Annotated in this window: 10 protein-coding genes; 5 read left to right on the forward strand and 5 right to left on the reverse strand. The window is 46.4% G+C overall.

What is annotated here, in order from left to right:
- Positions 1-59: 59 nt before the first annotated feature.
- On the reverse strand, positions 60-1,082 hold the full coding sequence (gene rarD / locus AC5JP1_RS08110; RefSeq protein WP_493843745.1) for an EamA family transporter RarD: 1,023 nt from the start codon (positions 1,080-1,082) through the stop codon (positions 60-62).
- A gap of 240 nt (positions 1,083-1,322) precedes the next feature.
- On the opposite strand from rarD, the gene AC5JP1_RS08115 reads away from it, so the two are divergent.
- Together AC5JP1_RS08115 and AC5JP1_RS08120 are read left to right on the forward strand one after the other, a co-directional pair.
- Positions 1,323-1,790: an Lrp/AsnC family transcriptional regulator gene (locus tag AC5JP1_RS08115; protein WP_493843746.1), complete on the forward strand. Its 468-nt coding sequence runs from the start codon at positions 1,323-1,325 to the stop codon at positions 1,788-1,790.
- A 145-nt stretch (positions 1,791-1,935) separates the two neighbouring features.
- Complete coding sequence (locus AC5JP1_RS08120; RefSeq protein ID WP_493843747.1) at positions 1,936-2,685, forward strand: YidX family protein; 750 nt, start codon at positions 1,936-1,938, stop codon at positions 2,683-2,685.
- Between the two features lie 143 nt (positions 2,686-2,828).
- On the opposite strand, the gene AC5JP1_RS08125 is transcribed toward AC5JP1_RS08120, so the two are convergent.
- Complete coding sequence (locus tag AC5JP1_RS08125) at positions 2,829-3,458, reverse strand: hypothetical protein (RefSeq protein WP_493843748.1); 630 nt, start codon at positions 3,456-3,458, stop codon at positions 2,829-2,831.
- Between the two features lie 10 nt (positions 3,459-3,468).
- Complete coding sequence (locus tag AC5JP1_RS08130; RefSeq protein WP_493844455.1) at positions 3,469-4,785, reverse strand: ammonium transporter; 1,317 nt, start codon at positions 4,783-4,785, stop codon at positions 3,469-3,471.
- Between the two features lie 478 nt (positions 4,786-5,263).
- On the opposite strand from AC5JP1_RS08130, the gene AC5JP1_RS08135 reads away from it, so the two are divergent.
- The 3 genes from AC5JP1_RS08135 to AC5JP1_RS08145 all read left to right on the forward strand — a co-directional run bounded on the left by AC5JP1_RS08135 (position 5,264) and on the right by AC5JP1_RS08145 (position 9,461).
- Positions 5,264-7,738, forward strand: coding sequence for a YgiQ family radical SAM protein (locus AC5JP1_RS08135; protein ID WP_493843749.1), 2,475 nt, complete (start codon positions 5,264-5,266; stop codon positions 7,736-7,738).
- Positions 7,739-8,168: 430 nt separating this feature from the next.
- Positions 8,169-8,570, forward strand: coding sequence for a hypothetical protein (locus AC5JP1_RS08140; RefSeq protein ID WP_493843750.1), 402 nt, complete (start codon positions 8,169-8,171; stop codon positions 8,568-8,570).
- Between the two features lie 324 nt (positions 8,571-8,894).
- Entirely contained in the window at positions 8,895-9,461 is a 567-nt protein-coding gene (locus tag AC5JP1_RS08145) for a hypothetical protein (protein WP_493843751.1), read from the forward strand.
- 148 nt (positions 9,462-9,609) lie between these two features.
- Here AC5JP1_RS08145 and AC5JP1_RS08150 read toward each other — a convergent pair whose 3' ends face one another.
- A complete protein-coding gene (locus AC5JP1_RS08150; RefSeq protein ID WP_493843752.1) occupies positions 9,610-10,536 on the reverse strand; it encodes a Hint domain-containing protein in 927 nt (308 codons plus the stop codon).
- Positions 10,537-10,603: 67 nt separating this feature from the next.
- Positions 10,604-12,643, reverse strand: coding sequence for an NAD-dependent DNA ligase LigA (gene ligA, locus AC5JP1_RS08155; RefSeq protein ID WP_493844456.1), 2,040 nt, complete (start codon positions 12,641-12,643; stop codon positions 10,604-10,606).
- Between the last annotated feature and the right edge of the window lie 8 nt (positions 12,644-12,651).

Raw genomic sequence — 12,651 nt, forward strand, 5'->3', positions numbered from 1 at the left:
TTTTGTTGTCTATCACATTTTTGAAATAGTCACCTTTATAACATCTATCCAGTGATTTTTTATGCCATTTGCTCTTCTAAAGACAACGCTGTCTTTCTATTAGCCTGACACAATTGCCTAACACCATGAGCAATCAGACAGGCAATACCCAACCAAATCAGACCATAGCTATAGATCATCGCTGACTCAAAAGGATTACCCAGCACGGTCACTGCCAAAATAAATAGCAATGCAGGCTCTAGATAGCTCATCATGCCGTAAACATTAACGGGTAGCATTTGACTGGCATCAATATTGGTCTTCATCGCCAAGACGCTGAGCACACCCAATCCTATAAGCATCATGATAAAGAAACCAGAGCCGCTAACCATCACTACATTGTTTGGGGCAAAAAAGAATAAGTAAGCCAAAGCAAAGGGCGCAGATATCGTCAAATCAACCAATAATCCCGTTACAGCACCGATTCCTTGCATGCGGCGTAAAATGTAATAAATAGGATACGTACCACACACCCATAGCGTCGCCCAAGAAACACTCTGGGTGCGGATAACTTCGCTACCCACACCCAATGCAGCAAAGGCTACTGCCAGCCATTGCAAACGACTGAGTTTTTCGCCAAAAAGCACGCAACCAAACACCACCATCATCAGTGGGAATAAGAAGTATCCCATCGCGGTTTGTACACCTTGTCCATTGACTGGCGCCCACATAAACAACCAAAACTGGCTCAGAAATATCGGTGTAGGCAGTAGCAACCAAGCCCATTGCTTAGCGCCTTTGAGCACTTTCAATTTATCAACGTGCAATCCTAGACGTCCACTCACTATTAAGTATCCGACCAACGCTACCCACATCGCGAGCATGCGCCAGATGAAAACTTGCGTCCCTGATAATGGCGACAAAAAGCTGCTATACGCATAGAGAACGCCAAATAGCACATTGGATAATATGGCAAAAGACACCCCTAATATCAGAGTGCGTTGTTGTGCGCTACCTGTCGTCCAAATCGCAGATAGTGGCAAACGTGCAGCAGTCGTTGCTAGCGTATTAGCGAATACATTGGAGAGCATTGAGATAGACATGATAAGCACCGTAGATATTAATAGACAGTAAAGACCCAACCGCTTGCTCTCATTTTTGAGTAGCTCTGATTGATATGGTCTATTTTACTTAAGTACTTTGATATATTATCTCTATATAAATACATTAATGAATAAAATTACCATATTACTAATATAAAAATAATTATTTTCTTATATTAGTATTTTTAGTGATAATTTTTATAAAATCACTAAATTTTCTACTGCCAAGGATGTCCTGAGATGAGTCATATTTTAGATAATACTGATAAAGCTATTTTGAACTTGCTGCAAGATGACGCGACATTACCGCTCAAAACAGTGGCAGAACGAGTACATGTGTCTATTGCAACGGCTCAGCGGCGTATACAAGCGCTCATAGATCATGATGTGATTACCAAACAAGTCGCCATCGTCAATCCTGACAAAGTTGGCTACGGTCTGACGGCGGTGGTCATGATAGAAATGGAGCGCTCTAACACTTCAATGCAGCATCGGTTTGAGCGCTTGATGGACGCACAATCACGTATCATGAGCTGTTATGAAGTATCGGGCGATTTTGATTTTATGTTGATGGTCAATGCCAAAAATATGAGCGACTATCATCAATTCACCCGAAATTTACTAACGTACGAAAATAATGTCCGTAATTTTAAAAGCCAATTTGTGATGAACTTTACCAAGAGTGGAACCAAAATCACGTTGGACTGATAACCCCTATCTCTCTAACGCAACGGTATTTTTATAAATTCTGGTGACAAGTAGATAAGTAGTCGCTAATCCCTGTACGATATAATAAAAGTTAGATAAGCAGTAAAATATCGATGGTTCATTCTATAGACAAGGGCGCCTACTCATGACTAACGACACAAACTCTACTGGCACAGATGTGCATGCCACACAAAAATCACTGCGCCCAAAAGCAATGCTAACAGGGGCTTTGTTCGCTATGGTACTAGCCAGCTCAGGCTGCGCTACCAGCTCATTGTTTGACAGTGGCAAGTATGTCACGACTAATACAGAAAAACAGATACTCTCTGAAGATCAAATCATAGCCTTTGGTCGCCCAGCGCAGGCATTACCCAAAATGCCAAACGCCACGATGGTTATCGTGGGTGAGAAGAACAGTTACGTACTCACCCAAGGGGGGACTGAGATGGTGAACTTACTGAGTAATCTGACACAAAAAAACATTCAAGTTGATAATGACATGAGCTTTTATGTGCCCAATAACGATGGCTATTTTCAAGGGGAAATGAAACTGTCTTATGCCAAACTAAAAGATGAGTTTGGGCGCGCGGATTATCAGTTCTTTTTGCAAAACAATGGTAAAGAATGCACCTCAGCGAGCGATCAACGTATCAATGCTCAGCGCTTTTGCTTCAGCGTGCCTGTGAAAGGAGCTATCTATCCGCAAGTTAGCAATTTGGGGCTCATTCAGTCAAAGTATCGCGCCTTGACCAAACCTTATACCGTAAGCTTCTATACACAGACTCAGCAAGATATGGTCACCCGTAGCGGACCAAACGGCGTACAAAAGCTGGTATTGCTACCCTTTGCACTCGCTTTTGATGTGATTACCTTCCCGCTTCAACTGTTAGAGTAGATAGTTAACAACTATTAGACAGTCCATTTTCTAATATCAATTTCCAAGCCAAGCTATATAAGCCACGTTATAAAAAGCATATTATATAAGGCACGTTATCGAAAGGTATTCCATACTCAACCGTAACGTGCCTACTCAACATTTTAGAATAACTTTTCGACCAATGTTTTCGGATAGCTCTGTTTCGCTGTTTCCGCTGCTCGAAACATCATCTCATCTGCTTCGACAGGGCCTGCAACGTCGCACAAGCAAACATAAGCAAGCTGAATCAAATTGTTCAACAGGTGCTCATTATCAGGTACAGAAGGACGATTGCCTTCCAAAAATTGACTGATGTTAAGGCTATGCCCTTTGAAGGTGCGTTCTTGCGAAACAGTTTGGTGCATGGTCAAAAAAAAGTTACGACTGTCGATGGTCGATAGTTGACTGCGAAGCGTCTCCATCACCGTATAAAACGCCAATACCAGCTCAGAGAGAGGCAATGGTACTGGGGTATCGATGGTCTCTTGATGACTGTCGGTCTCTATAGCCTGCTCATTGCTCGCTTGCAGCGTATCCCAAAAGCCTTTACGAATCTCAGATTTGTGCGCTTGTAGCTCAGGATAGCGCCGGGTTGCGTCCAACACGCACTGTTGCATCATCTTGACAGAGACCGCCGGATACCGTAGCCATTGCGTCTTCAGCAGTCGTACTTCCTCAGGATGTAAGTATTTTGCCAGCACTTCTGCCATCGCGGATACCGTTTGGTCTACGGATTGAGTATCAGTATTCATCAGCTCTCTCCTATAAGTGACGCTCTGTTAGACTTTTAGCATCAAACATTTGCTTTTGAAACTCAGGGTAACCCAGCTCTGCATGCTCGGTATAGTCAAGACCACGCTGCTCATGTAAACGGCTCGCCTTTAATCCAAAGCTCAGATCAATCAGCTTATACATAATAAGACCCAGCCCTAATGCCCATACCAAAGCCACACCGACACCCAGCGCCTGCACGCCCAGCCGTGATAAATTAAATAAATCCCCTGTATAGAACAGCCCAGCCGCAAGTGTACCCCACACGCCGCCGAAGCCATGTACGGCCACTGCTGAGACCACATCGTCTATCTTGAGCTTTAGTAGCGCCTGCGTAGACAATATATAGACCACGGCCGCTACGGCACCGATAATAATAGAATATAAAGGCGTCGTTGTGGCACAGCCTGCCGTGATAGACACGAGTCCGATCAAACTGGCATTGACACTATCACTGAGCAAGATTGCTTTGTTCAGTGTTCGAGAGATCAGCATATAGCTCACTACAGCACTGACTGCGGCGACAAAAGTATTGACCGCGATAAGACCGATATCGCCTGTGATAGACAGGGTCGATCCAGCATTGAACCCAAACCAGCCAAACCACAAGATAAACCCGCCTAGCGCCAGTAGCGTCATGTTATGCCCTGCGATCAATCGCGGCGTCCCATCAGGTGCAAAACGGCCCAGTCTCGGTCCGATAACTAAGACACCTGCCAGTGCCAACCAGCCGCCGATAGAATGGACCACCGTCGAGCCAGCAAAATCAATAAAACCACGCGCAGCGAGCCAGCCTGACCCGCCAAAATAGCCGCCCCAGACCCAGCTGGCAAACACAGGATAGATAAACAAACAAATCAAACAAGCTGCTATCGCATAACCGAAAAACGAGACGCGCTCTGCCATCGCACCACTCGCAATCGTCACTGCGGTCGCCGCAAACATCATCTGAAAGAACATCAGTGCCCAGTCCATATTGGACAAGGCAGTTGGCATAAAATTATCAGTACCCACAAATCCAGAGCTATTGGTGCCCATCATCAGCCCAAAGCCAACCAAATAAAACGCCAAACCACCGATACACATATCGGTATAGTTTTTCATCATCACGTTTACTGCATTTTTTGCGCGTACTGATCCGCTCTCTAGTAATGCAAAACCTGCCTGCATAAAAAACACCAACACCCCAGCCCAGATAATCCAAGCAATGTTCTGGTATTCGAGCAGCTGCGCCACCGACAATGTATCTGCCTCAGCAGCTTGTGCATGGCCCATCGCGCCAAACAATAGCGTACTCAGCATGAGCATATTACGCGGTAATGACCCACATATTTTCTTTGTCACATCTAGCCCAACAGATGATGTTCTCATTTTATCTCCAAACACTTATCCAACCCTTTAAATGTTATCGGTGCACCATTTTCACTCATAGAGGCACACAAATAAGCCCTGATAGAGTCGGAGCAAAACCTATGCCAGAATCTGTGGAGAAAAATTAGAACGGCTAACAAACATGAGAAAATGTGTGAGAAATGGGTTTGTCGCGCTGATGATATTGCTGCTCAGCTTGGGTTATTTTTATCGCTACCCTGCTGTACTGGCGGCTTACTTTGTCACTGCAGTTTATCTCGCGCTATCAATAACTTATCGGCAATCGCCCATCGTAGAATAGGTCGCATAGTGAGGTTGATTCATGTTAAAATGAGCGCTTTTAAATTCGCCTTTATTATCATTGAGTGATAAGGGACGTATTTTTAGTGCCATTTTCTAATTAACAGGTCCGCCCATGTCTGCCGATACCATCGCCCGCACTGCCTTTAAACAAGGCACCAAGCCACTTTATGATTATGACAAACACTGGGCGAGCTGCTACGAGCCGGCGCCTTATTTGCCGATGAGCCGCAAAGAGATGGACGATCTGGGCTGGGATGCTTGTGACGTCATCATCATCTCAGGCGATGCCTACGTCGATCACCCAAGCTTTGGTATGGCAATCATCGGTCGCTTGCTCGAGTCACAAGGCTTTCGTGTGGGTATCATCGCGCAGCCAGATTGGAAGAGCAAAGACGCCTTTATGGAGCTTGGCAAGCCGGTCTATGCTTATGGCGTGACCGCAGGCAACATGGACAGCATGATCAACCGTTATACAGCCGATCGCAAAATCCGTAGCGATGATGCCTACTCTCCTGGCAACGTCGCCAACAAACGCCCTGATCGCGCCGCTATCGTCTATAGTCAGCGTTGCCGTGAGGCCTATCCTGATGTGCCGATCATCTTAGGCGGTATCGAGGGTAGCTTACGCCGTATCGCGCATTATGATTATTGGTCAGATAAAGTCCGCCGTAGTATCCTGCTGGACGCTCGCGCCGATGTCTTACTATATGGTAATGCGGAGCGTGCCATTGTCGATGTGGTACATGGTCTGTCAAAAGGCTATAGCTTCGAGCAAATGAGCAAATTGCGCGGTACGTCATACCTATTGACACCAACTCGCCGCCATTGGCAAGCAGGCATGACAGAAGTCGCCAGTAACGATGTCGATACCGTTGGCCGTGTCGATCCCATCATCAACCCGTATGTCATGACCGAAGATGTTGACAGCTGCTCAATTGAGCAAAACAAACCATCGGACTCGCCTGTTGGGCAAGCGATGCCGTCATCTATGTCATCACAGTATCAGGGTTTTGTCGCTGAGCCAGTTACAGACAAAGTCATCAATGCCGATCAGGTAGACACCGACACGCAAGTGGTACAAATGCGCGGCTTTGACAATGTGTTTGATAAGCCAAAAACCGCCCGCAAGCATAAGATTAAAATGCCGCCACGTGAAGAAACGGTGATTCGTCTGCCTGATTACGAGCATGTCAAATCTGATCCTGTACTCTATGCCCATGCCAACCGTATTTTGCATTTAGAGACCAATCCGGGTAATGCTCGCGCGCTCGTACAGCGTCACAGCAGCGGTGCAGGTAACTCGCATACCTCTATCGATGTCTGGCTGAACCCGCCACCGATTCCACTCTCAACAGAAGAGATGGACTATGTGTTTGACTTGCCGTATGCCCGCCTGCCGCACCCAAGCTATGGCGATGCGCGCATCCCTGCTTATGACATGATCAAGTTTTCGGTCAATATCATGCGTGGCTGTTTTGGTGGTTGTACGTTCTGCTCGATCACCGAGCACGAAGGGCGTATTATTCAAAACCGCTCAGAAGAGTCGATCTTGCGCGAAGTCGAAGCGATTCGTGATACCGCCCCTAACTACACTGGTGTGATATCTGACCTTGGCGGTCCCACGGCCAATATGTATCGTCTAAGCTGTAAGGATGAGACTATTGAAAAGAACTGCCGTAAGCCGTCATGTGTCTATCCTGATGTCTGCGAAAATTTGCTGACCGATCACAGTAACTTGACCAAACTATATCGCAAAGCGCGTGATATCAAAGGCGTGAAAAAAATCCTTATCGCCTCAGGTTTGCGTTACGATCTGGCGGTAAAAGACCCTGAATACGTCAAAGAGCTGGTCAGCCATCATGTCGGCGGTTATCTCAAGATTGCCCCTGAGCATTCTGAAGAAGGCGTGCTTTCAAAAATGATGAAGCCGGGCATGGGCAGCTATGATCAATTCAAAGCCATGTTTGAGCAGTTCAGCCAGGAAGCAGGCAAAGAGCAATATCTGATTCCTTATTTCATCGCCGCCCACCCGGGTACGAAAGATGAAGACATGATGAACCTTGCGCTGTGGCTAAAAAACAATGGCTACCGTGCTGACCAAGTACAGGCATTCTATCCAAGCCCAATGGCGACCGCGACCACCATGTATCACACGCACAAAGACCCGCTACACAAGGTTAGCCGTGATGAAGGTGATATGGATATCGTCAAGTCTGGCAAGCAGCGCAAACTTCATAAAGCGTTCCTGCGCTATCATGATCCAAAAAACTGGGTATTATTGCGTAAAGCGCTACAAGACATGGGGCGTAGCGATCTGATTGGTAAAAACCGTGGCTGCTTGATTCCACCATTTAACGCCAGTTTAGAAGGGCGTGACGCGGCGCAAGACAGCTACCAATCCGCACGCAAAAAGAACAGCCGCCTAGGCAATGACTCGGTGAAGCGTAGCAACAACTCGTCAAAGCCTAACACCTCAAACCGTGCTGGCACAAGCAAAAACGCTGCCGGAAAAAATACCAAGAAAAAAGTCAGTAAAGGCAACTTCCAAACTCAGCATACTGGTCTGCCACCGCGCAAAACCAAGTAGCGTTAACGATATACAAAGACATGCTCAGTTTAGAGCGTGTTTAGTTCATCAAAAAAGCGTCTATCGACAATTCGTTGATAGGCGCTTTTTTATGTACTGGCTTGAGCGATTTTTTATGAACAAACTGAGCAGTACTACCCACTACAATCGGTGTTTTTGATTTACTGCCTTTACTTCATAGAACATATGCAGTTGATAGTATCTACAATTAAAAACACCTAGAACTCATGGCACCTAGGGTTAGTAACACTCAGTATTAAGGACATCTAGAATCATAAGTTACATTAGTCATGGATTAGGTAACCAAGCTAACAGGTAATAAACAATTTCTAACACTGAAATAGTTCGTTTTCGCTACTATAACCCTCATAGGCTACCTGCCTAAATAAATATAATCGAATGACATCAGTGACAAACTCTGGAGAGAACCATGAACATGATAACTAAAATCGCAACCGCCCTACCAGCCCTTGCCCTATTGAGCGCTTGTGCTACGACGGCTCCAGAAACCACTGATACACCCGTCACCGAAAAGGTAACCGCGGCTTATGATCGCATGGCACCAGCACCCTACACCTGTACTGACGGCAGCAAAATCATGGCAAAGCAATCTATCAATAAAGAGCAAGTCATGGTCAATGCCACATTACCTAAAGTAAAATGGGCAGAGCAGCCAGTCGTCTTGAACGGTGGTGTTAAGGGTGACGTCGCAAGCTATGTCAACGACTCAAATCCTGAAGTTATCTATGCATGGCACATGAAAGACGATAAAGGTATCTTTGCGATGAAATGGGCAAACGGGAAAGAATACAAAGTAAACTGCCAAATCTAGTCCGCCAAAGATAAGCAGAAACCTATTAAAAAATAAAGCAGTCACTAGATAGTGGCTGCTTTTTTGTGCCCGTTCGATCGATAGTTTTTTGATTATGATTATGGCTCTAAGGCTATGGCTATGAAACAACTACAGCTATCCGTTCTAGCTCTAGCATTGGCTCAAAAATTGGTCACTGACGCTTTTTGCTAGAGAACCGCTAAGAAACCTGTCAAAATAGTATTTATAGATTATGTCTCTATATACTACAGGGTACAAATAATCTATAAGCAGCAATCAGTATCAAACGATAGCAAAGTAAGTAAAAACAAAAAGGATAACTCGATGGCGAAGCGTCTGATAAGTATGATGGTAGTGGCAACGGTAAGTATGTGGGCGCTGACAGCCTGCGATAACACCCCCGACTCCGTCGATACTGCTGATCAAGCAGCGAACACGGTAGCGACTGCAGATACCACAGCCGAGTCATCGACAGCAGAAGGCAAACTGGCTGCCAACACGGTAGACTGGTCACTGGTAGACAGCGGTGCAAAGCCTGCTGACCCCACCAACTACAAGTATCCATTTGCGATCGATAGTCAAAACGTCCGAGACTATGCTGAGTTTTTCAAAGTGGATGCGGCGACCGCACAGCACAACCTTACTATCAGCATGGCAAGTAACGAAGCCCTGTCTAAAGTCTTGGATCAGCTGAGCGAAACCTATGTCTCACATGAGCTGACCGATGGCAATGAGATGACGCTTATCATTCATACCACGCCCGATGTCGCTGCCAGCAGCTATGATTATGTGCTGTCTGATGACTTTGCCAAAGGTCTGGTGTTGCCCATTGAGATCAAACCTGATGGTAAAAAAGGTGATGCGAAGGCTCATGGTGAGATGGCGGAGTAGAAGGCTAAGATATATCTCATCGTTATATATACGGCAAGGTTTTTATGTAGAAGTCTGGGGTAATGATTCAATTGGTTTTTTATAGCGTTTTTCAGATAAATTAAAGTAGTTTATTTCTCTAGGTGCGCTGAGCGCACCCTACGCTCCATCACTTGCGTCCGTCCATATTTAAGTCAGCATAACCATCGCCAAGCATACGTTTGGGCGCAATATATTCAAGTAGAAAATTTTCGGGGTTGTCAGTACCGCAGTTGGTATTGTGAACCATGATCTGATAAGTACCACCAATACAGTAGGTATGGTAATCCTCAACTTCAAGGTTATATACCGTCGTGGTAAAAGGAATATAAGACTCTGTACCATCATCATGAGTGGTGACATTGTAGTTATCGCAGGAAATGTCCGCATATCGAAATGCACCGAAATATTCATTGATATCGTCCATATTAAACAATGTCCCTTTGCTTAAACTTTCCTCCATATCTTCAGTATCTTCTACAGCGTGAGCATAGTAAGGTGTGGCATGCATCCATGCCACATTATCGACCTGATCACTCCCGTACTGGTATAAGGGTTTAGCGGCGACTACTGCATAATGATTGCCATTTTCTGGATTCAACAGTACATCTCCAAACGTTAGCTGGTCTGCACGTCTCCATTCAGGTGTATCAAGTAACGCTAAATCCTCTGGCGGTCCAACGAGCGAACGATCTCGGTCAGTATGATATCCTTTACCCACGATCATAAAAGGGTGATTAGGCGTGACACCAACGTGTCTTGGTGTCATTGCATAATGGATATCCTCTATATCTCTTACATCTGTTAGAGCTGGGCGCGTGATATCAATAAATCCAACGTACCATATCTCTTTGTTTTCAAAATTAAAGGTTTTGGTCACTCGTTTAAAGACAGGCTCTCCGATACCATTTTCAGGTGCTGATAGTACTTTGTCACCCACTTCGATATCTTGTATCGGTTTGTAGCTAAACCTATTTGGCCCCTCTACTCTGACTGATGTTCCTTTAACAAAACAACCAATTTCGCGCTGGCTGGCATCTTGTATTATTGTTTTCATAAAGCATCATCCAATATTTGCAAGTGGTAGCGCCTAGCGCATCTATAAATCTCAGTTGAAGCTAAACCTACCCCCCAACCATCGCCAAAAACTCATCTTCGCCCACTACTTTTACACCCAGTTTTTCCGCTTTGGTGAGCTTAGAGCCAGCCTTATCCCCTGCCAGTAGCGCCGTGGTTTTGGCTGAGATGCTGCCCGAGACTTTTGCGCCTAGTGCTTGCAGTTTGGCTTTGGCTTCATCACGCGCCATACTATCGAGCGAACCTGTGATGACCCACGTTTGCCCATCGAGTGGTAGCCCTTCTGATGCGACCTGCTCGACCTTATTCCAATGGACGCCAGCTTCACGTAGTGCAGTAATGACTTCGATATTGTGCGGGGCACGGAAGAACTTATAGGTCAGCTCGGCAGTGATTTCTCCGACATCTGGCGTTTTTATCAAGGTCTCAATACTGGCCGACATTAGACTATCTAAGTCACCAAACTGCTGAGCAAAGTTCTGCGCCGTACCTTCACCGACACCGCGAATACCCAGCGCGTAAATAAAGCGAGCCAATGTCGTATGCTTGCTGGCTTCGATAGCGTTGATGATGTTTTGTACCGATTTTTCACCCAGTTTTTCAAAGGTGACCATCTCATCTGCATGGTTGTGCAACTGATAGATATCAGCGACCGTTTTGACCAGACCATGCTCAAAAAAGCTAATGAGCCAACTGGCGCCAAGTCCATCAATATCCATCGCACGGCGCGAGACAAAGTGAATCAGCGCTTCGGTCTGCTGCGCGGGGCAAAACAGACCACCTGTACAGCGCGCCAATGCTTCATCTTCTGGTAGGACAACAGGCGAGTCGCAGACAGGGCAAGTCGAGGGTAAGGTTACTGGCGTGCTATCGGCTGGGCGCTGATCGTGCCAGACGCGTGTGACTTTAGGGATAACATCGCCTGCCCGGTGCACACTGACTGTGTCACCTGCTCGTACATCCAGACGCTGGATCTCACCAAAGTTATGCAAGGTGACATTGCTGACGGTGACGCCGCCAACTTTGACAGGTTCGAGCTTACCGACTGGGGTGATCTGCCCTGTCCGTCCGACTTGCCATTCGATATCGTTGAGACGCGTCATCACGGTTTCGGCGGGGAATTTATAGGCCGTTGCCCAACGCGGCTCGCGGGATAAAAAGCCTAACTGCTGCTGTAACGCAAGGCTATTGACCTTGATGACCATACCGTCAATCTCAAACGGTAGATCGCCACGCCCTTCTATCACAGACTCATAATAGGTCTGCGCGGCGCGTGGATTGGCGACCACTTCTACGGCGCTGACGGTAAAGCCAAGCTCGGTGAGCCATGCCAGCGCCGCAGACTGGGTATCGATATTCTCAGGCAAGCCTTGATTGACCGAATAGCCGTAAAATGCCAATGGACGACTGGCCGCGATAGCAGGATCGAGCTGACGTAAGCTACCAGCGGCGGCATTGCGCGGATTGGCAAAAGTTTTACCTTCATTTTCTTCTGCTAAGCGATTCAGACGCTCAAACCCTGCCTTTGGCATCAGTACTTCACCGCGCACTTCTAACAGCGCAATATCAGCCGCATCAGCTATCCATAGTGGCAAATTACGAATGGTTTTGGCATTTTGCGTAATGTCCTCCCCTGTCTGCCCGTCACCGCGCGTGACCGCTTGCACAAACTTGCCGTGCTCATACTTCAGTGAGACTGCCAGTCCGTCAAGCTTTAGCTCCATCTCGTATTTGGGGTTTTGCTGCGAGTCGCTCAGACGATCATTGACACGGCGCATAAAATCGCGCAAATCATCATATTCAAAGACGTTGCCCAGTGACAGCATCGGAATGTCATGCGTGACTTGAGTAAAGGCTGAGAGCGGCACATCGCCAACTTGATTGATCGGACTGTCAGGTTGTATCAGGTCTGGATAGGCTTCTTCGACCTCTAGCAATGAGCGACGCAATTGATCGTATTCACTGTCTTCTAATATCGGATTATCAAGTACATAGTAAGCGTAATTATGCGTTTTTATCGCGTCGATCAGCGACCGCATTTTTGAGACAACCTCTGTATTATTGCTGCTATCGGTTGAACTGGGCATATTAGATG

It is taken from the genome of Psychrobacter sp. H29, assembly GCF_059073055.1.